General features: G+C 41.8%; 26 protein-coding genes. 12 read left to right on the top strand and 14 right to left on the bottom strand.

Going from position 1 to position 24,230, the window contains the following annotated elements:
* Window positions 1–31 precede the first annotated feature (31 nt).
* Both WAA86_RS07660 and WAA86_RS07655 read left to right on the top strand, forming a co-directional pair.
* A complete protein-coding gene (locus WAA86_RS07660; RefSeq protein ID WP_337300412.1) occupies window positions 32–1,546 on the top strand; it encodes a GH3 auxin-responsive promoter family protein in 1,515 nt (504 codons plus the stop codon).
* Window positions 1,547–1,620: 74 nt separating this feature from the next.
* The gene (locus WAA86_RS07655) at window positions 1,621–2,166 is read left to right on the top strand and encodes a hypothetical protein (RefSeq protein WP_337300411.1); all 546 of its coding nucleotides are present in this window, start codon (window positions 1,621–1,623) and stop codon (window positions 2,164–2,166) included.
* Here the strand turns inward: WAA86_RS07655 and clpX are convergent.
* The 6 genes from clpX to WAA86_RS07625 form a co-directional block, all read right to left on the bottom strand.
* A complete protein-coding gene (gene clpX, locus WAA86_RS07650; protein WP_337300410.1) occupies window positions 2,163–3,398 on the bottom strand; it encodes an ATP-dependent Clp protease ATP-binding subunit ClpX in 1,236 nt (411 codons plus the stop codon). The genes WAA86_RS07655 and clpX overlap by 4 nt on opposite strands.
* A 98-nt stretch (window positions 3,399–3,496) precedes the next feature.
* Window positions 3,497–4,177 carry an ATP-dependent Clp endopeptidase proteolytic subunit ClpP gene (clpP, locus tag WAA86_RS07645; RefSeq protein WP_337300409.1) on the bottom strand — a complete coding sequence of 227 codons (681 nt, stop codon included), beginning with the start codon at window positions 4,175–4,177 and terminating at the stop codon, window positions 3,497–3,499.
* Window positions 4,178–4,265: 88 nt separating this feature from the next.
* On the bottom strand, window positions 4,266–5,588 hold the full coding sequence (gene tig, locus WAA86_RS07640; RefSeq protein WP_337300408.1) for a trigger factor: 1,323 nt from the start codon (window positions 5,586–5,588) through the stop codon (window positions 4,266–4,268).
* 98 nt (window positions 5,589–5,686) lie between these two features.
* Window positions 5,687–6,037, bottom strand: coding sequence for a phage holin family protein (locus WAA86_RS07635; protein ID WP_337300407.1), 351 nt, complete (start codon window positions 6,035–6,037; stop codon window positions 5,687–5,689).
* A gap of 160 nt (window positions 6,038–6,197) precedes the next feature.
* Window positions 6,198–6,968 (bottom strand): alpha/beta fold hydrolase, encoded by a 771-nt coding sequence (locus WAA86_RS07630; protein WP_337300406.1) that lies wholly within the window; start codon window positions 6,966–6,968, stop codon window positions 6,198–6,200.
* The gene (locus tag WAA86_RS07625) at window positions 6,968–7,693 is read right to left on the bottom strand and encodes a pyridoxine 5'-phosphate synthase (RefSeq protein ID WP_337300405.1); all 726 of its coding nucleotides are present in this window, start codon (window positions 7,691–7,693) and stop codon (window positions 6,968–6,970) included. The genes WAA86_RS07630 and WAA86_RS07625 overlap by 1 nt, the downstream gene beginning before the upstream one ends.
* Window positions 7,694–7,783: 90 nt before the next feature.
* Here WAA86_RS07625 and WAA86_RS07620 point away from each other — a divergent pair, with 90 nt between their 5' ends.
* The 8 genes from WAA86_RS07620 (at window position 7,784) to murI (ending at window position 15,919) form a co-directional block, all read left to right on the top strand.
* Window positions 7,784–8,440, top strand: a complete 657-nt coding sequence (locus WAA86_RS07620; RefSeq protein WP_337300404.1) for a CBS domain-containing protein — start codon at window positions 7,784–7,786, stop codon at window positions 8,438–8,440.
* Window positions 8,441–8,445: 5 nt separating this feature from the next.
* The gene (locus tag WAA86_RS07615) at window positions 8,446–9,327 is read left to right on the top strand and encodes an NAD kinase (RefSeq protein WP_337300403.1); all 882 of its coding nucleotides are present in this window, start codon (window positions 8,446–8,448) and stop codon (window positions 9,325–9,327) included.
* A gap of 117 nt (window positions 9,328–9,444) precedes the next feature.
* Window positions 9,445–10,137 (top strand): type IX secretion system protein PorG, encoded by a 693-nt coding sequence (gene porG / locus WAA86_RS07610; protein ID WP_337300402.1) that lies wholly within the window; start codon window positions 9,445–9,447, stop codon window positions 10,135–10,137.
* A gap of 9 nt (window positions 10,138–10,146) precedes the next feature.
* The gene (locus WAA86_RS07605) at window positions 10,147–10,887 is read left to right on the top strand and encodes an isoprenyl transferase (RefSeq protein ID WP_337300576.1); all 741 of its coding nucleotides are present in this window, start codon (window positions 10,147–10,149) and stop codon (window positions 10,885–10,887) included.
* A gap of 4 nt (window positions 10,888–10,891) precedes the next feature.
* Window positions 10,892–13,468 carry a BamA/OMP85 family outer membrane protein gene (locus WAA86_RS07600; RefSeq protein WP_337300401.1) on the top strand — a complete coding sequence of 859 codons (2,577 nt, stop codon included), beginning with the start codon at window positions 10,892–10,894 and terminating at the stop codon, window positions 13,466–13,468.
* Between the two features lie 105 nt (window positions 13,469–13,573).
* Entirely contained in the window at window positions 13,574–14,404 is an 831-nt protein-coding gene (locus tag WAA86_RS07595) for an OmpH family outer membrane protein (protein ID WP_337300400.1), read from the top strand.
* 60 nt (window positions 14,405–14,464) lie between these two features.
* Window positions 14,465–14,974 carry an OmpH family outer membrane protein gene (locus tag WAA86_RS07590; protein ID WP_337300399.1) on the top strand — a complete coding sequence of 170 codons (510 nt, stop codon included), beginning with the start codon at window positions 14,465–14,467 and terminating at the stop codon, window positions 14,972–14,974.
* Between the two features lie 156 nt (window positions 14,975–15,130).
* Window positions 15,131–15,919 carry a glutamate racemase gene (gene murI, locus WAA86_RS07585; protein ID WP_337300398.1) on the top strand — a complete coding sequence of 263 codons (789 nt, stop codon included), beginning with the start codon at window positions 15,131–15,133 and terminating at the stop codon, window positions 15,917–15,919.
* Here the strand turns inward: murI and WAA86_RS07580 are convergent.
* Complete coding sequence (locus WAA86_RS07580) at window positions 15,916–16,401, bottom strand: dihydrofolate reductase (protein ID WP_337300575.1); 486 nt, start codon at window positions 16,399–16,401, stop codon at window positions 15,916–15,918. The genes murI and WAA86_RS07580 overlap by 4 nt on opposite strands.
* A 2-nt stretch (window positions 16,402–16,403) precedes the next feature.
* Window positions 16,404–16,802: a 2TM domain-containing protein gene (locus WAA86_RS07575; protein ID WP_337300397.1), complete on the bottom strand. Its 399-nt coding sequence runs from the start codon at window positions 16,800–16,802 to the stop codon at window positions 16,404–16,406.
* Window positions 16,803–16,861: 59 nt separating this feature from the next.
* On the opposite strand from WAA86_RS07575, the gene WAA86_RS07570 reads away from it, so the two are divergent.
* A complete protein-coding gene (locus WAA86_RS07570) occupies window positions 16,862–17,947 on the top strand; it encodes an aminotransferase class V-fold PLP-dependent enzyme (RefSeq protein ID WP_337300396.1) in 1,086 nt (361 codons plus the stop codon).
* A 149-nt stretch (window positions 17,948–18,096) separates the two neighbouring features.
* The gene (locus WAA86_RS07565) at window positions 18,097–18,393 is read left to right on the top strand and encodes an isoamylase early set domain-containing protein (RefSeq protein ID WP_337300395.1); all 297 of its coding nucleotides are present in this window, start codon (window positions 18,097–18,099) and stop codon (window positions 18,391–18,393) included.
* 26 nt (window positions 18,394–18,419) lie between these two features.
* On the opposite strand, the gene WAA86_RS07560 is transcribed toward WAA86_RS07565, so the two are convergent.
* The 6 genes from WAA86_RS07560 to WAA86_RS07535 all read right to left on the bottom strand — a co-directional run bounded on the left by WAA86_RS07560 (window position 18,420) and on the right by WAA86_RS07535 (window position 24,230).
* Entirely contained in the window at window positions 18,420–18,701 is a 282-nt protein-coding gene (locus WAA86_RS07560; RefSeq protein WP_337300394.1) for a DUF427 domain-containing protein, read from the bottom strand.
* A 3-nt stretch (window positions 18,702–18,704) separates the two neighbouring features.
* Complete coding sequence (locus WAA86_RS07555) at window positions 18,705–19,676, bottom strand: L-histidine N(alpha)-methyltransferase (RefSeq protein WP_337300393.1); 972 nt, start codon at window positions 19,674–19,676, stop codon at window positions 18,705–18,707.
* Window positions 19,677–19,692: 16 nt separating this feature from the next.
* Window positions 19,693–20,853, bottom strand: a complete 1,161-nt coding sequence (gene egtB / locus WAA86_RS07550; RefSeq protein ID WP_337300392.1) for an ergothioneine biosynthesis protein EgtB — start codon at window positions 20,851–20,853, stop codon at window positions 19,693–19,695.
* Window positions 20,854–20,982: 129 nt separating this feature from the next.
* Complete coding sequence (locus tag WAA86_RS07545; RefSeq protein WP_337300391.1) at window positions 20,983–21,741, bottom strand: energy transducer TonB; 759 nt, start codon at window positions 21,739–21,741, stop codon at window positions 20,983–20,985.
* Between the two features lie 55 nt (window positions 21,742–21,796).
* Window positions 21,797–22,621, bottom strand: coding sequence for a thymidylate synthase (locus WAA86_RS07540; RefSeq protein WP_337300390.1), 825 nt, complete (start codon window positions 22,619–22,621; stop codon window positions 21,797–21,799).
* Between the two features lie 142 nt (window positions 22,622–22,763).
* Complete coding sequence (locus WAA86_RS07535; protein ID WP_337300389.1) at window positions 22,764–24,230, bottom strand: NupC/NupG family nucleoside CNT transporter; 1,467 nt, start codon at window positions 24,228–24,230, stop codon at window positions 22,764–22,766.

Raw genomic sequence — 24,230 nt, 5'->3', positions numbered from 1 at the left:
GCCTATCATTTTAGGATAAAGATACCGAAAAATGCCCATACCATTATTTAATTCAATAGCATCTTGGTTGTTGAAAAAGCGCGATCACCAGATAGAACTTTTCCTGAAATATCCGGGGGAAGTACAGGAAGAGGTGTTGCGCCAATTATTGACCATTGCCGAGGACACGGAAATAGGAAAAAAATACGGCTTTGAATCCATTGTTAATTACAAAACCTTTGCAGAGCGTGTGCCCATTGTCTCTTATGAAGAGATAGAACCCATGATAGAACGGACCAGAAAAGGGGAGCAAAATATTTTCTGGCCCACATCCATCAAGTGGTTTGCCAAAAGCAGTGGCACCACCAATGCCAAAAGTAAGTTTATACCCGTAAGTTCAGAGGCGCTGGAAGATTGCCACTACAAGTCGGGGAAGGACCTGCTGTGCCTTTATCTCAACAACAACGAAAATTCCCAATTGTTTACGGGAAAAAGTCTCCGTCTGGGTGGCAGCAAGGAGTTGTATCAGGATAACGGGACCTTTTTTGGGGATCTTTCCGCCATACTCATAGATAACATGCCATTCTGGGCAGAATTGAGCAGTACCCCCAGCAACAAGGTTTCCTTGATGAGTGAATGGGAATCCAAAATGCATGCCATTATTAAGGAGAGTGTACAGGAAAATGTGACGAGTTTGGCAGGAGTGCCTTCATGGATGTTGGTGCTGTTGAACAATGTGCTGGAAGAAACTGGGAAGGAACATCTGTTCAGGGTCTGGGAAAATTTGGAGGTTTATTTCCATGGAGGGGTCAATTTTGGTCCCTATAAAGAGCAGTACAAACTGTTGTTGCCCCGAAAGAACTTTAACTATTACGAAATATATAACGCCTCCGAAGGGTTTTTTGCCATACAGGACCGGAACCATGCCGATGACCTTTTGTTGATGTTGGATTACGGTATTTTCTATGAGTTTATACCCATGGACCATTATGGAACCTTGGAGCAAAGGGTAATCCCATTGTGGGAAGTACAGACCAAGGTGAATTACGCCATCATTATTACTACCAATGCCGGACTCTGGCGCTATAAGATAGGGGATACCGTGCGTTTTACCTCTACAGACCCCTACCGTATCAAGGTAACGGGCAGGACCAAGCACCATATCAATGTTTTTGGGGAAGAGTTGATCATAGAGAATGCGGAAGAGGCCCTTAAAAGTATCTGTAAAAAAACGGGTGCCGAGATCAAGGATTATACCGCAGCTCCCATATTTATGAGCGATAAGGAGAAAGGGGCGCATGAATGGATCATAGAATTCAGGACCGAGCCCGAAGAGATCGAATATTTCACGGAAATACTGGACAATGCCCTTAAATCCCTGAATTCCGATTATGAGGCAAAGCGGTACAATAGCATGACCTTGAGAATGCCCAAAGTACACATAGCACGACAGAATCTGTTCTATGATTGGCTAAAATCCAAGGACAAATTGGGAGGACAGCATAAGATACCCAGATTGTCCAACGAACGCACTTATGTCGAAGAATTGCTGCAAATGAACAAGTAAATATTGTTTTTAGCGGATAATGACGCAAATTGTCGTTAATAACAGCCCCCTATTAACCTTTAAAACTTTTCATTATGGCAGAACGACTTGTAGTATTATCAGATATGTGGGGTGCAAAAAAAGGACTCTGGATCACTTCTTATTTAGGGTATTTGCAACAGCATTTTGATATCGAATTTTATGATTGCCAACAATTGGCAAATATAGATTTGGCTATTGACTCCAATAAAAATGTACATCAGGCCTTTGTAAACGGCGGTATAAACACGGCAGTAGCACATCTATTGAAGAAGGAATCCGTACCCAGTCATTTTTTGGCATTCAGTACCGGAGGGACCATAGCATGGAAGGCCGCACTGGCAGGTTTGAAAATGAAATCGCTGTATACCGTTTCGGCCACCAGGATCAGAAATGAATCGGAAAAACCGAAATGCAGAACAACCTTGGTGTATGGAGGTAAGGATGAATTTAGACCGTCCGATGCCTGGGCGAAAAAGTTGGATTTGGAATTTGATATTGTACCCAACTTTGGGCACGAACTGTATTCCGATGAGAAAATTATACAAAAGGTTTGTAAGGACCTTTTGGGTATGGCAATAAAAAAGCAGCTTCAGTCCTAAGAAGCTGCTTTTAGTTTTTTCAAGGTCACAAAGGAAAGTTTCTCCTCTGCATAGGATTTGGTTACTTTGAATTCCCTTTCATCACTGCTTGGCAATTCGAACATCGCATCCGTGAAAATAGCCTCACAGAGTGATCGTAATCCTCGGGCACCCAATTTGTACTCAATAGCTTTTTTTACGATGTAGTTTAGCGCTTCATCAGTAATCTTAAAGCTGATATCGTCCATGGCAAACAATTTTTCATACTGTTTGATAATGGCGTTCTTGGGTTCGGTAAGGATGGCACGCAATGTTTCCTCGTCCAAGGGGTTCATATGGGTAAGGACTGGTAGTCGCCCAATGATCTCGGGGATCAATCCAAATTCTTTTAAGTCCTTTGGGATGATATATTGTAGGATATTGTTATTGTCCAGATTGTCCTCTGCTTTGGAAGCGCTATAACCTACGGCCTGCATGTTCAAGCGTTTGGTGATGATACGTTCTATACCATCAAAGGCGCCACCTGCAATAAACAAGATATTTTCTGTATTGACCTCAATAAATTTCTGGTCCGGATGCTTGCGTCCTCCTTTTGGTGGAACGTTCACTACGGTACCTTCCAAGAGTTTCAACAATCCCTGCTGTACTCCTTCCCCGGAAACGTCCCTGGTAATGGAGGGGTTGTCGCTTTTACGGGCAATCTTGTCTATTTCATCAATAAAAACGATACCTCGTTCCGCTTTTTCCAAATTGTAATCCGCAGCCTGAAGCAATCTTGTCAAGATGCTTTCCACATCTTCTCCCACGTAACCTGCTTCGGTCAAAACCGTGGCATCTACAATGGCCAAGGGAACATTCAACATTTTGGCAATGGTTTTGGCCATCAATGTTTTTCCGGTTCCCGTTTGCCCGGCCATGATGATATTGCTCTTTTGGATTTCAATATCATCTTCCTTGCTCTTGGGCTGTAACAAACGCTTGTAGTGGTTGTACACAGCAACGGACATCACCTTTTTGGTCCTGTCCTGTCCAATGATGAACGTATCCAAGAATTCTTTGATATCCAAAGGTTTTCTAAGAGTCAATTCAGACGATAGATCGTTCTTGTTGGATTGTTTGGATTCTTCGGCAACGATTCCGTGCGCTTGCTCAATACATCGGTCACAAATATGTGCATCCAAGCCGGCAATCAATAGATTGGTTTCCGGTTTTTTCCTTCCGCAAAAAGAGCATTCTAAGTTTTCTTTTGCCATAATAATGGGGGTAACATAAAACTCAATAACGCAGTTATTGGGTTTTTGGTTTATCTGTACGAAAATTTCTTTCCGTATGTGCTTTTCCTTTGTCGGGATTATTTGGTATCCCTTACTAAAATTTCATCGATCATCCCGTATTTCAGGGCTTCGTTGGCTTTCATCCAGTAATCCCTGTCACTGTCATCACTTACTTTTTCAAAGGATTGTCCTGAGTGATTTGCGATGATCTGGTACAATTCATCCTTTAGTTTTAGGATTTCCCTTGCAGTGATTTCTATATCACTTGCCTGCCCCTGTGCTCCTCCCAAAGGTTGGTGGATCATAACACGGGAATGTGTCAGCCCACTTCGTTTTCCTTTTTCACCGGCACAAAGCAATACGGCGCCCATAGAGGCAGCCATTCCTGTGCATATGGTGGCCACATCGGGCTTTATAAATTGCATGGTGTCGTAGATTCCAAGACCTGCATATACACTTCCCCCTGGGGAGTTGATGTAGATCTGAATGTCCTTGGAGGCATCTGCACTTTCCAAAAACAATAATTGTGCTTGAACAATATTGGCAACCTGGTCATTGATGCCTGTTCCCAAAAAAATGATCCTATCCATCATCAACCTGGAAAAAACATCCATTGCAATGGCATTTAACTGTCTCTCCTCGATGATGTTCGGGGTCATTGCCGATGGGTACATGGTACTAATGATTTTGTCATAGTACGTGCTGCTGATCCCTTGGTCTTTTATAGCGTAGTTCTTGAACTCTTTTCCGTAATCCATGTGTTTTCTTCGATATTTTTTTGAAACAAAAAAAGGTGCCGAAAAATAATTTCCGGCACCGTAAAGATACTTAAATTATTTTTGAAAACTACCCATAAACTTCTTTCACAAAGTTCTCGTAGGTCACTTCTTTAGTTTTCAAATTTGCTTTCTCTTTGTATAATTTCAATAGCTTCTGGCTCATCAATTGTTCGGACAATCTACGAACTTCGTCTTGGTTTGACAAAACTCTTGCAGCAATATTGTCCAATTCTTCCTCTTTGGGATCCAATTGTCCAAATTGGGCCATTTGTGTTTTGATAAATCCTTTGGCGAAATCTTTCAGCTCCTCAAACTGTACCTGAATATCATTTTCTTTGATGATCTTGCCTTCGATCAATTGGTAACGCAATCCCTTTTCGGATTTTTCGTATTCTGCTTTTGCCTCTTCCTCGGTCAATGGCTTCTCTCCGGTGGTTTGTATCCATTTTGTCAAGAATTCCGCAGGAAGGTCAAATTTGGTGTTCTCAATGAAATACTCGGTAACATCGTTCAATAATTTCTGATCGGCCTGTTGTTCAAACTGCTTTTCGGAATCTTCTTTTATTCTGGCCTCTAGCTCTTCCTTGGAAGTGACAACATCTTTTCCAAAAAGTTTGTCGAACAATTCCTGGTCCAATTTGGCAGGCTCCCTTTCGTTGATTTCTTCGATGGTGAAAGTAACTTCAATATCCAAGTTTTCAGCTCTGTCTGCCTGAACACCCAATGTATTGGCAAGTAGGTGATCTTCCTTGAAAAGACCTTTTGTCTTTAAGGTAACCGCATCTCCTGCTTTTTTGCCCAATAGGCTGTCCGTAACTTTTTTGTTGGAGATCTGATCCATTTCAAGAGTCGACTTCTTGTCTATCCCTTCTTCTTCATTTTTGAAAACTCCGGTGATCTCATCTTTTTTGCCAACCTCTTGTTTGTTTACCAGTTTCCCGTATTGTTTTTGGATACGCTCCACTTGCTCCTCGATCATTTTCTTGTCAGCAACAATCTGGTAATGGGTTATGGCTTTTTTGGATTTTAAGTCAATCTCAAAACTTGGGGCCAAACCTAATTCGAATTCGAAATCGAGCTCTTCGGCATCCCAGTTAAAATTGTCCTGTTGTTTTGGAAGCGGGTTTCCAAGAACATCCAATTTTTCTTCGGTAAGGTACTTGTTAAGGTTGTCCTGTAGAAGTTTGTTTACTTCGTCAACCAAAACGGCCTTCCCGTATTGCTTTTTTATCAAGCCCATAGGAACCTGGCCTTTTCTAAAACCTGGGATATTGGCTTGCTTTCTGTAGTCTTTTAAAATATTTTCTACCTTGTCCTTGTAATCGTCCTTTGTAATGGCAACTTTTACAACAGCATTTAACTCGTCAATCTGCTCTTTTGTGATGTTCATCTCTAGTATCGAATTTTACATAAATAAAATGGGATGCAAAAGTAGTACATTTTAATAAGTCCGCCAAGTTTTTAAATTACTGAATGTCAAACGGTAACTCAATTATTTTTATCCTCTTTCAGGAGAGAATATAATATAGATTGTAGGAAGGACAATAAAAGGCTGAAAAGAAGCGCCCACCATATGTTGCTGACGTCAAAACCGGAAATTAGATTGTCTGCCAAAAGTATGATTATGGCATTGATAATCAGCAGGAAAAGTCCTAGGGTCAAGATGGTGATGGGGAGGGTCAAAATGACCAATATGGGTTTTACAATAAAGTTCAGAATACTCAGGACAATGGCAACGATAATGGCTGTGGTATAGGTGTCCACACTTATACCGGGCAGAATTTTTGCCAATATCACAACAGCAAGGGCGCTCAAAAGGATTCTAAGAATGAGTTTCATGTATCTAACGTTTAGGTCTGGTCTCTGTTTTTCGTAATAAATGTAAACAATTAATTGTAATCCCAATTGGCCCAAGGATTATATTTTGATTGAATTTTCTACACCTTGGCATGGCATTTTATGTTAGATGGACACGAGGTCTTTTCGAGTCATTTTTCTTTTAGCCTTTCATGAAGGCCATGGATTTCTCAAAAAAGGATTCCGGATTTTCGGCATGAAGCCAATGACCTGCCTTTTCAATAGTGTCCAATTCGGCCAAGGGAAAGTGTCTTTTTATTTCGGGAAGGTCCTGTGGGGTTACATATTCGGATCTATCGCCCCTTAAAAATAGGGTGGGACCCTGGAAATTGGCGGTAGAACCTATGTTTTCGCCCACTTCTTCCATTTTGGTGCTCAGCACGGCAAGGTTGAACCTAAATCCGAGCTTTTCCTTGCTTTCCCAGTACAGGTTTTTCAATAGAAACTGTCGCACCCCAAAATTTGAAATGTGTTTCGCCAACTGTTTGTCGGCCTCGGTTCTGGACTCGATACTGTTGAGATCTAGGGCATTCAGGCCATTCAGGATCTCATCGTGATGTGGAGGGTAGTATTTGGGGGCAATGTCCGCTACCAATAATTTGGACACCACATTGGGGTAGGCACAGGCTAATTGCATGGCCGTTTTTCCGCCCATGGAATGCCCTATAACAATGACTTCCTGTAATTGGTGGTGCTGTTTATACTCCAATACGTCCTTGGCCAGCAGATCGTAATTGAAATCATTGGAGTGAAAGCTTTTTCCGTGGTTGCGCTGGTCCAACAGGTGAACTTCAAAGCCTTCCTCTGCATATTGGGAGCCCAATGTTTTCCAATTGTCCGACATACCCAAAAAGCCGTGAAGAATCAATAAGGGGCTTCCTTTTCCTAAAATATTCGAATGTAATAACGGCATTATTTGAGCTTGTTTAAATACATGTTCACAACGTTCTCCAGACCAAGATAGAGGGACTCGCAGATAAGGGCATGCCCTATGGAGACCTCGAGTAGGTGCGGAGTGTTCTCCTTGAAATATTGTATGTTGTCCAAACTGAGGTCGTGCCCCGCATTGATTCCCAAATTAAGGCTATGGGCCACTTTGGCGGCCTCTATAAAAGGAAGTATTCCGGCCCTGCTGCGTTCGGCATTGCCCTCCATAAAAGCCTTGGCGTAACTTTCGGTATAAAGCTCAATCCTGTCCGTTCCGGTTTCTGCGGCACCTTCCACCATCTTGGTATTGGCATCCACAAAAATGGAGGTTCGTATCCCGTGTTGTTTGAAGGTGGCGATCACGTCCTTCAGGAAATCTTTGTGTTTAAGGGTGTCCCAGCCTGCGTTGGAAGTAATGGCATCCACACTGTCGGGTACCAATGTGACCTGGGTAGGCTTTACCTCCAAAACCAGATCCATGAATTTTTTTACCGGATTGCCTTCAATATTGAATTCGGTGGTCACCACCTTTTTCAGATCCCTGGCATCTTGGTACCTTATATGTCTTTCATCAGGGCGCGGGTGTATGGTGATACCTTGTGCTCCAAAAGCCTCTATATCCATGGCTACCTTGATCAGATCGGGGACGTTTCCGCCCCTTGCATTTCTCAAGGTGGCTATTTTATTTACGTTAACACTAAGTTTTGTCATGTTCTAATGCTGAATTTATCCTCGCAAAAATACAAATAAGGCATGCTTTTTGCCATTTTAAATTAGTAATTTGCATTATATTTAAGAATTATGGAGATTCAATCCCGCATTATTAGAAACCTCCCCGTATTCAAAATAGGGGATTCCTTAAAGGAAGTCATCAAATTCTTTAAGAACACCACCTATTCCCATGTGGCGGTGACCGATGAGGATAAATTTATGGGACTTCTCAGTGAAAACGATCTGGAGACTTTTGAAGGAAGTAAAAAGATTGAGGATTACCGATATAACTTGGAGTCGTTTTTTGTAAACACGGAGACCTCGTGGTTGGACGTGTTGGAGGCTTTTGCAAGAAATGAGGCCAATTTGGTGCCCGTTATGGATAAAGATCAAAATCTGATTGGGTATTACAATTTGGCAGATGTGGTATCGGTCTTTATAGATACGCCGTTTTTTACCGAACCTGGCGGAGTTTTGGTCCTGAGCAAAGGAATAAAAGATTATTCCTTTAGTGAGATCGCTCAAATTGTGGAAAGCAATAATAGCAAGTTGTTGGGCGGTTTTGTTACCGAAATGAAAAATGACGTGGTGGAGGTGACCATTAAAATAGGGGCTTCCGAGATCAATGATATCATGCAGACTTTTAGGAGATATAACTACACCATACTTTTTGGCAATACGGACGATCAGTTCATGGAGAATCTAAAGCAGCGTTCCGATTATTTGGACAAATATCTTAACGTCTAGTATTTATGAAGATTGCCATTTACGGTCAAACGTACCAAAATAATGCCCTGGAATATGTTGTTGCTTTGTTGGATGAGCTTGGCAAGTCCGACTCCGAAGCCTATTTTGAAGAGGAATTCTACGAGCTTTTGTATGCATCGGGGAAACTCTCGCCCCACAAGACGTTCAACATCTTGAACGGTCTGGACAATTCCTTTGATATGTTCGTGAGTTTTGGAGGGGATGGGACCATTCTGCGTGCCATTACCTATGTACGGGAACTCGATATCCCCATAGTAGGGGTAAACACAGGTAGGTTGGGGTTTCTGTCTACCTTTAAAAAGGAAGATGTGCGCAAAGTGGTACAGGAATTTGTTGCCGGGGCCTATACCATCGTAGAGAGAAGTCTGTTGGAGGTGCATGCCGATGAGGATATTCCTGAATTTGGGGATCTCAATTTTGCCCTCAATGAAATAACTGTCAGCCGTAAGGACACTACTTCCATGATCACGGTAGAGACCCATTTGAACAATGAGTACCTTACATCCTATTGGGCAGACGGACTCATTGTTTCCACACCCACCGGCTCTACCGGGTATTCTTTGAGCTGTGGTGGGCCGGTCATTGCGCCTACTGCAAAATCATTGGTTTTGACGCCTATTGCCCCCCATAATCTAAATGCGAGGCCCTTGGTGGTCTCGGACAATACCGAAATAAGACTACGTGTTTCCGGCCGTGAGGAATACCATCTGCTTTCCCTGGATTCCCGTATTGCAACCTTGGAAAACGGTAGGGAGGTTTTGGTAAAAAAAGCGGCCTTCACCATCAAGATGATCGAATATACTTCTGAGAGTTTTTTTAAAACACTTCGCAACAAATTGTTATGGGGGGAGGATCGCCGAAATTGACCCCTGTCTTGGACAATAAACGAAGCTAAAAATTGTTTATCAAATTGAGAACACATGTATGCTCATTTAACTAGGCTAAAAAGCTGAAATGGTTATATTTGCAAACTTTTAGGATTTATGAGGACATTTTTTGTTGTAATTCTAGCCATGTTATTTGGTCAATTGAGCGCGCAGACCTACGAAGTCGGTGTTTTTGCCGGAGGTGCAAATAATATAGGGGATGTGGGTAGGAGCAATTATATTTTGCCCTCGGGCCCGGCCGTCGGTGGGTTGTTCAAATGGAATAAAAGCAAAAGGTATGCTTGGCGTGCAAGCGCTATATATGGTAAGTTCACTGCCGATGATTTTAAATCGGACATGCCCTCGAGACAAAATAGGGGTTATGTGATGGACAATTCCATCTTGGAAGTGTCCGCAGGATTGGAATTTAATTTTGTGGAGTACAATTTACATCGGTTGGGACCGGCATTCACGCCTTATCTGTATACCGGGCTAACGTACTTTAGGTATGATTACGCTTATTTTGATGCAGGGCAGTTGCAGGAGATTGAAGGAGGGCAAAGAGATGGTTCTTTTGCGATTCCTATGACGGTAGGTGCCAAGGCAAGAATAAACCAGTACCTGATTTTAGGTGCGGAAATAGGAGGGAGATATACCTTTACAGATAATTTGGATGGCAGTAACCCTGCGGGATCCAATTATGAACAGTTTAGATTTGGGAATGTTTTTAGTGATGATTGGTACGTTTTTTCAGGGTTGACCCTGACCTATACCTTTGGTAGGAAACCTTGCCGTGATTGCTTTGAGTAATATGGGATGATGAACACTTTGGAAGATATCAAAAATCAGAATTTACCAGCGCATCTGGCCATTATCATGGACGGCAATGGAAGGTGGGCCAAAAAACAGGGAAAACTACGTGTTTTCGGTCATGAGAACGGCGTGAAAACGGTTAGGGAAACTGTGGAAAATTGTGCTAAGATCGGTATCGGATACCTCACTCTGTACACTTTTTCCACGGAAAATTGGAATAGGCCCAAAATTGAAGTGGATACCCTGATGAAAATTTTGGTCTCTTCCTTGAAAAAAGAGCTCAAAACCCTGAACAAGAACAATATCCGTTTAAACGCCATAGGGAATATAGACTCCTTGCCAAAGAAGGCCAATAAGGAGCTGAAAGAAGTGATGGACAAAACGGCGGAAAATTCTGGAATGACCCTTACCTTGGCCCTGAGCTATGGCGCAAGGGAGGAGATTAGGAACGCCGTGGAGCAAATAAGTATCAAAGTTAAAAATAATATAATTTCTCCCGAAAAGATTGACGAAACGATTATAAATAACCATCTTTACACGCATGATTTGCCCGATGTGGACCTGCTAATTAGGACTAGCGGAGAGCATAGAATAAGCAACTTTTTACTTTGGCAGATTGCATATGCCGAATTATATTTTATTGATGTATTTTGGCCCGATTTTAAAGAGCATCATTTGGTAGAGGCCATTATAAATTACCAAAACAGAGAACGAAGATTTGGAAAAACTAGCGAACAACTTAACTAGCGATATGAGAAAGTTCATATCCTTTGAACTTTTAACAACAATCCTACTCCTTTTTTTTACCACTTTGACCACCGCACAGGACACGTCCTATGAGGATGGGAAAAGGTATATTTTGGGAGGCCTGGAAGTAACGGGCCTACAGAGTTACAACGAGCAGACGGTAAAAACCTATACCGGACTTAGGGAAGGACAGCCCATTACCATTCCGGGTGAAGAAATTAGTGCCGTAATCAACAAGTTGTGGGGCTTGGAGCTTTTTAGTGATATTGCCTTTTATATTACCAATATTGAGGACGATAAAATATTTCTTGAACTGAATATTCTGGAACGCCCAACCTTGTCAGAAGTTACCGTTTATGGTGTCAAGAAAAGAAAGGTAGAGGATATTATTAAGGATACTGACCTTAAAAAAGGCAAGAAAATCACGGAAAGTTTAATTGCCAATACCAAAAACTACCTTCAGAACAAGTATAAAAAGCAAGGATACCTGAACACCAAGGTCACCATTGCTACTGCTGCGGATACCGTTGGTAGCAATACCCAGAAAATGGTGATCAACATCAAAAAGGGGGATAAGGTTAAGATCAACGATATTGAGTTTGTTGGAAATGAACAGCTTTCCGATAAAAAACTGGCCAAATCCCTAAAGAATACAAAGCAAAAGAAATTCTACCGCTTCTGGAAGAAATCCAAATATATTGAGGCCGACTACAAGGAGGATCTGACTTCATTGATTGAGAAGTATGCCGAAAACGGATTCAGGGATGCCAGGGTAATTTCCGATACCATTGTAAAGGTAGACGAGAATAATATCAAACTTAAAATTCAGGTAGAAGAGGGCAACAAATATTACTTTGGGGATATAGACTTTGTTGGAAACACCGTGTATTCGGACCGTATCTTGGGCCAAGTTTTGGGTATTAAAAAAGGAGATACCTATAATGGGGTATTACTGAAAAAGCGTATTGCAGATGATAGCAAACCTGATGGTGAGGATATTACCAATTTATATCAGAACAATGGATACCTGTTCTCCAGCGTAAACCCAGTGGAGATTTCTGCCCAAAACGATACCATCAATTTTGAGATCCGTATTATTGAAGGGAAGGAAACTTTCTTGAACCATGTAACAGTTGAAGGAAACGACAAGACCAATGACCATGTTATTTTTAGGGAACTTAGGACTCGTCCCGGACAGAAGTACAGCAAGGACAATATAATCCGTAGTATCCGTGAATTGGGCCAGTTGGGCTTCTTTGATGCAGAGAACATCAAGCCAGACATTATCAATCCAAACCCGAATGACGGTACAGTGGACATCAACTATAGCTTGGTGGAATCCGGATCAAGCCAGATAGAATTGCAAGGTGGTTATGGTGGCGGTGGGTTCATTGGTACCTTAGGGCTATCCTTTAGTAATTTCTCTTTGAGGAATATATTTAATGGCGAGGCCTATAAACCGGTTCCGATGGGAGATGGGCAGACCATGTCCTTGCGTTTACAGGCCAGTAGGACTTTTAGGGTGTATAGCCTTAACTTTTCCGAACCTTGGTTGGGTGGTAAAAAACCGGTAAGGTTCAACATGTCGCTTTCAAGGACACAACAGTTTCAATTTGATTTTGTAAATAGAGATATAGATAAGGATAGGCAGTTTTCCATTACTGGTGTTTCACTAGGTTTGGCCAAACGTTTGCAGTGGCCAGACGATTTCTTTACGATATCACACTCTTTGAGCTATCAATTATATGACTTCCAGGATTACAATATTGGATTGTTCAATTTTGGAAATGGAAAATCGAACTCTTTGGCATATACTTTTGGGTTGTCCCGTAAATCCTCAGGACCTAACCCTATCTTTCCGCTTGGAGGTTCTAGTTTTGAGATCACGGCCAAATTTACTCCTCCTTATTCTCTGTTTAATGGCAAGGATTATTCCCAATTAAATGAAGATGAGCAGACGGCCATTGAAAATCAGGATGTGGAGGCTTTGGAAGCGGTAGATCGTGAACGTTTTAAATGGCAAGAGTATTATAAGGTGAAATTCAAGGGAGATTGGTATACCAATCTAGTGGATAAGTTGGTTTTGAGAACCAATGCAGAATTTGGTTTCCTAGGTAATTACAATAGCGCCATTGGCAATGTACCTTTTGAGCGTTTCTTTGTTGGTGGAGACGGTCTGGGTAACTTTACCCTGGATGGTAGGGATGTAGTGCAGTTAAGAGGTTATGAAAATCAATCTTTAACACCTTTTACCATAAATCAAGCTACCGGAAGGCAGGAGCAAGAAGGTGGGGTTGTATACAATAAGTTCTCTTTGGAATTGAGGTATCCTTTGACCCTTAAGCCATCGGCCTCCATATATGGCCTTGCCTTTTTGGAAGGTGGTAACTCCTTCAACAGTTTTAGTAATTTTGATCCATTTCAGATTAAAAGATCTGCAGGGGTAGGATTGCGTATCTTTATGCCAGCCTTTGGTCTTTTGGGAATAGATTTTGGTTACGGATTTGATAGTGATAATATTCCAGGTTCTGTTGGTCCCAGCGGATGGCAGACCCACTTTATTATCGGACAGCAATTCTAAGAAACCAAAGGGCTTTCCCATACGTGCTTTGATATGAAATATATTCATTTTAAATTATTTACTTATTTTGGCACGATATTTTCTATATACTAAAAAGTAAACAGGATGAAAACGAAAGTTCTTTTAATTATAGCAGCTGTATTCTTCTCTACAGCCATTTTTGCCCAACGTGGGGTAAGAATCGGTTATGTGGATATGGAATACATCTTGGAAAATGTAGAGGAGTATCGGGAAGCCAATGCACAGTTGGAGGGCAAGGTCCAGAAATGGAAAGTGGAGATAGAACAAAAGCAGAGCGTTGTAGAGCAGATGAAGAAGGATCTAATGGCCGAAAAGGTACTTTTGACCAATGAGCTGATTGCTGAAAGGGAAGAGGAGATTCAAGTGCTGGAGAATGAAATGTTTCAATACCAACAAGATCGTTTTGGACCCCAAGGGGATCTGGTCTTGCAAAAGCGCAGATTGATACAGCCCATACAAGATCAGGTTTTTAATGAGGTCCAGAAGATTGGTGCCAACAAAAAATATGATTTTATTTTTGATAGTTCTGCGGATGTTGTAATGTTGTATTCCGAAAAAAGGCACGATATCAGTGACTTGGTGCTCAGAGGTATTGCTAGGACCAGGAGAATCAGCAAGCCTTTGAATGGGAATGATGTAGATAGTCGCTTGGATGCGTTTGGAGGTGACGACGAACCGGAAGAAGAGGTCATCAGCGAGGAGTTACAGGAAAGGATTCAAAATGCGGAGGCTGCTCAAAAAGCAAGGGAGCAAAGTGCAGAGGAAAAAAGAGCGGAGCAGTTGAAATTAAGGGAAGAGCGCAAAAAAGCCTACGAGGAAAGACGTAAAAAATTGCTCGAGGAACGTGAGGCCCAAAGAAAAGCGAAAGCAGAAGAAAGAAAAGAAGGCGAAGTAAAGAAGGATACCGTCAACTAGGAATTGACACATATAGAAGTTTGAAACCATTAATTTAACACGTAAATAGTAATCAAAATCATGAAACACTTAAAGAAAATAGCTGTAGCGATTGTATTGTTTGTAGGAGCTACTAGTTTTGTCAACGCTCAGAGCAAGGTAGCACATATCAATGTGGAACAACTATTGTCTCAAATGCCCGAAATGAAAAAGGCACAAGCAGAATTGAAAAAATTACAGGAAACATATAGGGCCGATATCGAAAGTTCTATGACCGAACTTAAAAATAAGTATACCCAGTATTCCAACGAATCTGCTTCCAAGACTCCAGAAGAGAACGAGAAGAGAGCTTTGGAATTACAAGGATTCGACAAGAACATCAAAGAGGCCGAGCAGGCTGCTTACCAAGAATTGCAAAAGAAGCAAGGTGAGCTAATGGGTCCTATCACCGAGAAAGCCAAAGCAGCGATTGAAAAAGTTGCCGCTTCCCTAGGATACGACTATGTGATCGATGCTACCCAAGGTGGTGGATTGATCGTGGCCAAAGGAAAAGACCTGTTGCCAGATGTGAAGAAGCAATTGGGCTTCTAAGAAATTAGAACCTTATCACATAAAAAACCACACAAGCAATTGTGTGGTTTTTTTATTTTAGCACATCGTACACGGTTGTTCCCAATACTATATTTTATAAAATTTCCTATGGGAATTAGGGTGTAACTTCATACTTTTAATTGCAGAATGAGCAATATGGATAATAGGCCAATCGGCATTTTTGATTCTGGCGTGGGAGGTACTTCGGTTTGGAGGGAAATTGAGAAATTGCTCCCCAATGAGGATACCATTTATTTGGCGGATAGCAAAAATGCCCCCTACGGTGAAAAATCAAAAGAGGAGATTCTGCAGTTGAGTGTCAAGAACATCGACTTTTTGTTGTCAAGAGGCTGCAAGCTGATCGTTGTGGCCTGTAATACGGCAACGACCAACGCCATCTCCCATGTTCGAAAACAGTATAACGTTCCCTTTATTGGAACAGAGCCGGCGATAAAACCTGCTGCACTGCGTTCCAAATCAAAGACGGTTGGGGTGTTGGCTACCAAGGGTACCTTATCCAGCGAACTCTTTTTTGCCACATCACAGAACCATGCGGGCCATATCAACAAGGTTGTGCAGGTGGGTACCGGACTGGTGCCCTTGATTGAAGCTGGGAAGGTACATTCAGAGGAAACAAAGAAATTGTTACAGACCTATCTGGAGCCTATGTTGGCTGCCGGTATGGATTACTTGGTACTGGGCTGTACGCATTATCCTTATCTGATCCCGGTACTTAAAGAAATGATTCCGCCACATGTGGAAATTTTGGATTCCGGTGCCGCCATTGCTAGGCAGACCATGGCCATATTAAAGGAGAACAACCTTTTGGCAAATCCGGAGAAAGAGGGGGATCACCAATTTTATACCAATGCAGATCCTGATATTCTGGCCAGTTTTCTCTCTGATGTGGAGGCCAAGCATAAAACGGCCTATCTGGATTTCTAAATACCTTTCCTAATAAAGGTCCTATAGGTGAAATCTACAGCGTGCTTTTCATCCTTCGCATGATATTCTTCGCGTTCCAATGTCCAGACCGATGGATCTATGGTAGGGAAATAAGCATCGGCATCATAGGTTCCATGAACCCTGGTAACCTCCAGAACATCGCAAAATGGCATGGCCAGGGTGTAGATTTCTCCACCGCCTATAATAAAAGAGGTGTCCTCACCTTTTACTAAATCCAAAGCGTCCCCTAAGGAGTGTACAATGGTGCAATTGGGGTGTTCCACATGGTAATCCTTGTCCCTGGTAATGATGATATGGTGTCTATTGGGCAAAGGTTTGGGAAAGCTCTCAAAAGTCTTTCTTCCCATGACAATCTTATGTCCGGTGGTCAAGGTCTTGAAACGTTTAAAATCGTCCGGAAGGTGCCACAAGAGGTCGTTGTCCTTGCCAAGGGCATTGTTCTCCGCTACGGCGGCTATCATGATTAATTTTCCCACTGATCTTTTTTTTGGTTGATATTGCTCAGCGGAAACTCCGTCTCTATTTCTTTTTGGATTTCGGCAATCTTTTGCTTCTGTTTCTCGACTAATTTTTCCCGCTGCCTACGTTCCCAATCCAGGCCCATAAACTTTTTGGCAAGTAGTACGTTTACCGCATGGATCACAAACAGGAAGGCCCAAAAGGTAATGGCCCAGATAAACCAATCATAGGCTTCCCCATATTTTAGAATTTTGTTGATCAGTACCAAAAAAACACTCCCAACCAGGAAGACTATAAAATGGTTGTACAACCTTTTTTTCTCTCGGATTCTGACGTGGGCGTGTTCTAATAACTCGTGTTGTTCTACATCTATTTTTGATGTCTTTTTATTTTTGGAAAACATGGAATAAGTATCTTTACTTACAAAGATAAGTCAATTACCAATTCACATTTCAGTTCCATATGCAAAAGATCATAAAGCAGTTTCCCATCCTCAACCAATATGTTTATGCCAATACTGCCGCCTCAGGATTGCTCTACGATGATTTGTTGGACTGGCGTCAGGAGCACGACCTTGATTTTTTGATCGAAGGGAGCATCATGAAGGCGAAATCGAACAAAATGATTGGAAATACACGAAAAACAGTGGGACAGTTCTTCGGTTGCGATCCCTCCAATGTGGCCCTACTGCCCAATTTTTCCATTGGTTTGAATCTCTTGTTGGAAGGTTTGCCCAAAGAGCAGAAAGTATTGTTGCTGGAAGGGGATTATCCGTCCCTGAATTGGCCCTTTGAAAATAGGGGGTTCAACATTTTCAAGGTTGGCATAGGGGAACAATTGGAGCGGGATATCTTGGAAGCGGTAAAAGCCAAGGGGATTACCGTATTGGCACTGAGTCTGGTGCAGTGGACCAATGGTATTAAAATAGATCTGGGTTTTTTAAAGACCTTGAAGAAGGATTATCCCGCTTTGATCATAATTGCTGATGGTACGCAATACTGTGGTACCGAAAGTTTTCACTTTGAGGAATCGGGGATAGATATTCTGGGCGCCAGTGGTTATAAATGGCTATTGGCAGGTTATGGGAACGGCTTCATGTTGTTCAAAGATGGGATTAAAAGCTATTTTACTCCTAAATCCATTGGATTCAATTCTGCCAATATAGATTTGTCCGCCAAAGATAATATTACGTTTAGCAAGCATTTTGAACCTGGACATTTGGATACCCTGAATTTTGGGAGCCTTAAATTTTCATTGGATTTCCTGAATAAAATTGGCATGGACCATGTCACGGCACATCTTAAGGAACTTTCGCTATTGGCCAAAAAGGAATTATCGGCTTTGGGCCTGTTGGAAGAGGCCGTAGTGAACCGTCAGGACCACAGTACTATTTTTAATATTAAAGGGGGAGAAAAACTTTTTCAACTATTGACGGAAAAAGATGTGCTCTGCGCCCAAAGAGGAGGGGGAATCCGATTGAGTTTTCACATTTACAATACAGAAAAAGACCTCCAGAAAATAGTAAAGGTGCTAAAATCAATGAAGTAGGCTTTAGAGACATCAGAATTATTTCGATGCTTTGTTGTTAAAGTTTATTAAAAGACCCCTAAATTTTATCAAAATGATAATTGTGATGTAAATCATTGTCAATGAGCTTTTTAATCCGTTTTTTTGTGCTATAATTTAATAATGGAATTATGGCAATTGCTAAACAATATCTAAAGACTAAACCAGTTTGTAAAGTAACTTTTACTGTGCCTGCTGAGGATGCAAAAAAAGTTTCTGTAGTAGGTGATTTCAATGATTGGAATCCAAAGAAACATGTTTTGAAAAAATTGAAGAACGGTACCTTTAAGGGAGCGTTTGACCTACCTGTAGAAAACACTTATGAATTTAAGTATTTGATAGATGGTGAATACGCTACCGAAGCTGAAGCCGATGGTTTTAAGTGGAATGAGTTTGCTGGTACCGAGAATCCTATCCTGGCACTTTAAAAAATTATAGAAAGGTCACCATTGGACTATTTTTCAATGGTGACTCCTTTCCAAAATGCGACATGGCCCTTAATGGATTTTGCCAATTCGCTAACTTCTGGATAGTACCAGGCCGCATCCTTGTTTTCCTTCCCGTCTACTTCTAGGGAATAATACGATGCCTTGCCCTTCCATGCACATGTGGTGTGCGTATCGCTGGGCTTAAAATATTCTTGCTTTATACTATTTGCAGGGAAATAGTGGTTGTTTTCCACAACTACGGTCTCATCACTTTCTGCAATTACGGTATTGTTCCAAATGGCTTTCATTTTCTATATTTTTTTAAAGGCGTAATTTTTATAATATTTCTTGTGGTCCGAAAATTGGGCGACAATTTTTAATCCGGATCTATCGGCGAGCCATGAAACAATCTCATCGTCATATTTTTGGGATATTTCGGTATGTATGCTCTCCCATTGCTTAAAAGAGACAGTAAGGTCCAAATCTTGAAGGTTCACAAGCTGCTCCTCCTTGGATACCAAAAAACTTTTGGCGGTCCCTGTTTCGGGATCATAGGTCTCCCAATGTAAGAATTTGTCGGGAATAAAATTTGCCTTGAGTTCTTTATTGATGCGAATCAAGATATTTTTATTGAAGGCCTCGGTAATTCCGCTCTTGTCATTATAGGCATCCAAAATGGTCTGAGGGTGTTTTTTCTGGTCGAATCCTACAAAGAAGAGGTCGTCCTCCTTCATGGATTCTTGTACCTGTTGTAAAAATGACACGGCCTGTTGGTGCATTAAGTTACCAACATTGGAACCCAAAAAGAGAATGACTTTTTTGGTGTCCCTCAGTGAATTTATCCTTTCCAAGGTTTCTAAATAGGTGCCCTGAAGGGTTTCTGTTTGTAAGGTCGGCATCTCAATCTGCAACGATTTTTCCAATTGGTCCAAGGCATTCTGACTGATATCAATAGGAAGATATTTAAAATCAATATGGCTTGCGGTCAAGTGCTTTAGAAGTATTTTGGTCTTTTTGCCGTCCCCAGCTCCCAATTCGATAAGATTGAAACTTTTTGATTCCTGGGTAAATAGTTTGATGATATCCGATTTGTGATTTTCAAAGATATCGTACTCACAATTGGTCAGGTAATATTCGGGCATGGCCATGATATCCTGGAAAATTTTGTCTCCCTTCTCGTCATAGAAATATTTGGAGGATAAATATTTTGGAGAGGCCGTTAATCCTGAATACACTTCTTGTTCAAATTGGGACATTGATATCGTGCGGGTGTTGTCTTGCATGTTTAATATATCGAAATTATTTTGCCAGTCTTAGCCCGAAATACTGCCACCTTGCCGAGGGTGGAAAGAAATTTCGGTAGGTTGACCGAGTGTGTTTTGTTGGTGTGGCTATGGAGCCGCCCCGGAGGACTTTTTGTCCTACCATGAATTTTCCATTGTATTCCCCGAGAGCACCTTCGGCCTTAATATAGTTGGGATAGGGTAGGTATGCACTCTCTGTCCATTCCCATCGTTTTCCCCAAGGAAACAACTTTTGTGCGGCTTCCCATTCAAATTCTGTGGGGAGGCGCACCCCTTTCCACTGTGCAAAGGCAAAGGCTTCGTAATAGGAGAGATGTGTAACGGGAGCCTTCAGTAATACGGACTGTAAACCTGCCAACGTATAGTTATGCCATGATCCATCAATAAGGTGCCAATATAGTGGTGCTTTGATCTGCTGGGTTTTTACCCAATCCCATCCGTCGGCGTGCCAATATTCAAAATGTTCATACCCACCGGCATTTATAAATTCGAGGTATTCCCCATTAGTGACCAGGGTGGATGAAATTTGGTATGCATGCAAAAAGACCTTATGGTATCCCAGCTCATTATCGTAGCAAAATTCATTTCCATGATGCCCTATGTCATAGATGCCTTCGGCCATCGCTATCCATTCCTGTGTATGGTTCTCTGTTGGTTGTTCTTGAAGCGTTTTACCGTAGGAGGGGAGCAAAGGGTTGTTCCCCAAAATATACTTGATATCTGTCAGCAATAATTCTTGGTGCTGTTTCTCATGATGGATCCCGATCTCCAATAAAGAATCCAATTCCTGATCGGTACGTTCGGTAAATAGATTTTGAATGGCGGTTGTAACGTGATCCCGATATTCATAAACTTTGTCCACCGATGGTCTGGAGAGGTTGCCCCTATCGGAGCGTACGACCCTTTTGCCCACCGATTCGTAATAGCTGTTGAATACAAAGGAAAAGTCGGCATCAAAGACCTTGTAATCCTTTTTGAATTTCTTAAGAATGAATTCCTCAAAAAACCAAGTACTGTGCCCTAAATGCCATTTTGGGGGAGAAACGTCCTCCATGGGCTGCACCACATAGTCCTCTATTTCCAGTGGGGCGCATATGTTTTCGGTATGTTTTCTGGTTTCGGTAAAGAAATCCAAGAGTGTTGCGGTAAGGATCATCGTACTTGGGTTGATACTTATAAAGATACTTAATTTATCTTTTTTCGTTTTGACCCATATAGCACAACGATTGACCCTAAGCCGCTTGAATTGTTTTGATCCGGGAATTTTAGTACGACATAAAAAGAATTATCGTTGACGTACTTCTCGAGAAATACTCTTTAAATCTGTGGTATAATATGTTGTGATGTTGTCGCCATTACCATCTTTTGCTGGGGCTATGATCTTTAGCGGGCTATCAAAAAATGTTTCGTACGACTTTTTTGTATGTTTATTGGAAGTAATAATCACAAGATCTGAAATTGTAAGATCTGTTTTAATTTCAAAATATATTTTAACCGAATGGTCGGGGATATTTTTAATGCTACGATGGACAAAATCGGTGATGTCGCGATTGAGTTTTTCTTGAAAACATGCTGATTTATTTTTGGCACCCTGACACCCTTCATATAGAGGGGCCTCATGGACTTCATTATAGGGTTGTATGGCATGGCTTTCTTCTGTGTCCTCAAAGATTTCCCCAGGATTAATACCCTTAAAGGTGATAGGGAGGCTATAGGTTAGTGCAATTGCTTTTCCGTCTATTGTTGCAGGTTCTAAATCTTTTATTTTTTCAATGATCTCAATACCTGCCTTCTCAAATATGTTATGGCTACCCCTGGCCCTTATATCCACCGTATTTCCAAAAGGGTCTATGGTAAATTGAATATAGACCTTTCCGGACAACTTGGCTTCCATAGGATACCGAAAGTTTCTCCTGATGTGCTCATTGATCTGGAATTTGAAGCATTCAAGGTTGTTGGGGTTGGTGCACTTGATTTCTTTAAAATTGGGAAAAGTGCTTATTTCATTTATACTGTAGGTGCGTTCAGCATCTTGGCTATACAAAAGATTGACGCAGCTGCACAAAAAGAAATAAAGTATAAAGGGATGTTACATGATCCTATACAGCTACAGCTCCTTTGATGTGAGGATGTGGGTTATAGTCTACCAAGGTGAAATCCTCAAATTTAAAATCAAAAATATCCTTTACATCGGGGTTTAGGACCATCTTTGGCAATGGCCTGGGTTCCCTGCTCAATTGAAGTTCTACTTGCTCCAGGTGGTTGTTGTAGATATGCGCATCCCCAAAAGTGTGGATGAATTCTCCAGGTTGCAGATCGCATACCTGGGCCATCATCAGGGTGAAGAGTGCATAAGAAGCAATATTGAAAGGTACTCCTAAAAAGATATCTGCGCTGCGTTGGTACAACTGGCAAGACAGTTTTCCATCTGCCACATAGAATTGGAAAAAGGCATGGCAAGGAGGTAATGCCGCCTTTCCATTGGCGACGTTTTCGGAGAATGAGACTGAGGTGTCCGGTAAAACACTTGGGTTCCAAGCGGATACCAACATCCTGCGGCTATTAGGATTGGTCTTCAGAGAATGGATGACCTCTTTGATCTGGTCTATCTCCTCTCCGTTCCAATTACGCCATTGATAGCCGTAAACCGGTCCTAAGTTTCCATTTTCATCGGCCCATTCGTTCCAGATGCGCACCCCATTTTCTTGTAGATAGGTAACGTTGGTGTCTCCTTTGAGGAACCAAAGCAATTCGTGTACAATAGATTTAAGATGCAGTTTTTTTGTGGTCACCATAGGGAACCCTTCGCTGAGGTCAAATCTCATTTGATATCCAAAAACACTAATCGTGCCTGTTCCGGTACGGTCTCCTTTTTGATTGCCAGAAGCTAGAACGTGTCGGAGTAAGTCGTGGTATTGTTTCATGGGTCATTCTTCTTATGGCCACAAGTAAAACTGTGGTACTATCTGATACGAAAATAAACAAAGAGTAAAAAAAATGACGTTATTCTACTTTCCTACTTATAAAAACTTATCAACCAGCAATATTTTGCTTTGTCTGGAGGAATTATCCCAAGATCATCCCTGCAATGGTTGCGGACAATAAAGAAGCCAAGGACCCTCCCAATACTGCCTTCATACCAAATTCGGACAAGGTTTTCCTTTGGTTTGGCGCCAAGGATCCTATTCCCCCAATTTGGATGCCAATAGAGGCAAAATTTGCAAATCCACATAGCATATAGGTGGCCATGATGACCGATTTGTTGTAGGCCAAATGGGTGCCATTGACCACATCCTTTAATTCCGCCAATTGGATATAGCCGATAAATTCGCTGGCCGCCAATTTGATTCCCAATAACTGTCCCATAAGGGAAATATCTTTGTCGGCAACCCCTATCAGCCACATCAAAGGGGCAAAGATGGTCCCTAAAATAGCTTCCAGGGATAGTTTGTCGTAAGATGAATTTGCGGCAATCCAACTGTTGATGGTGGTAATTTCACCTATCCAACCAAAGATTCCGTTGAGCATCGCGATAAAAGCAACAAAAACTAGGAGCATGGCCCCAACGTTTACCGCCAATTTTAATCCTTCGGTGGTTCCGTTGGCAATGGCATCAAGGATATTGGATCCAATTTTTTCTGTGGATACCGCTACATCGGTTACTACTTCTTCTGTCTGTGGATAGAGTATTTTGGAGATAATAATGGCTCCCGGTGCTGCCATGACGGATGCTGCCAGTAAATGCTTGGCAAATTGAAGTCGCAACATTTCGTCGCTGCCACCCAAAAACCCAATGTAGGCGGCCAATACAGCTCCTGCCACAGTGGCCATTCCGCCGATCATGACCAACAACATTTCAGACTTGTTCATTTTTTCCAGATAGGCCTTTATGAGCAAGGGGGCTTCGGTTTGTCCCAAAAAGATATTACCGGCCACAGAAAGACTTTCTGCTCCGGAGATCCCCAAGGTTTTTGTCAGTAACCACGCCAGTGCCCTAACGACTTTTTGGATAATTCCCAAGTAGAACAGCACGGAGGTAAGGGCTGAAAAGAAAATGATGGTAGGTAATACCTGAAAGGCAAAGATAAATCCAAAAGTATCCATGTCCACCACCAGGCCTTCAAACAAAAACTTACTACCGGCATTGGTAAAATCCAAGATGCTTACAAATACCTGTCCTATTTTTTCGAATACCATTTGTATAAAGGGGACCTGCAAAACGCCAATGGCTATCATCAACTGAAGGGAGAGACCTATTCCCACCGTTTTCCAATTGATGGCCTTTCTATTGGAACTAAAAAGTACGGATATCAAAATTAATACGGCCATACCCAAAATTCCCCTGAAAAGACCTTGGGTGGTGAATCCTTGGTTCGGGACAATTTCTGAGGAAGTGGCCAGCAGTGCAGGCGTGCTATTATCGGTTATGGGGGTGGTTACTTGCTGTATGGTGTCTGTAAGGACTGGTTCTTGTGCAAAAGTGGAGAAAACGGTCAGGCATATTGATAGGGTAATCAAAAAGCTATATTTCAT

The organism is Sediminicola sp. 1XM1-17 (assembly GCF_037203765.1).
Lineage (GTDB): Bacteria > Bacteroidota > Bacteroidia > Flavobacteriales > Flavobacteriaceae > Sediminicola.
Note: the sequence above shows the minus strand (reverse complement) of the source record. Positions and strands in the feature narration are given on the sequence as shown.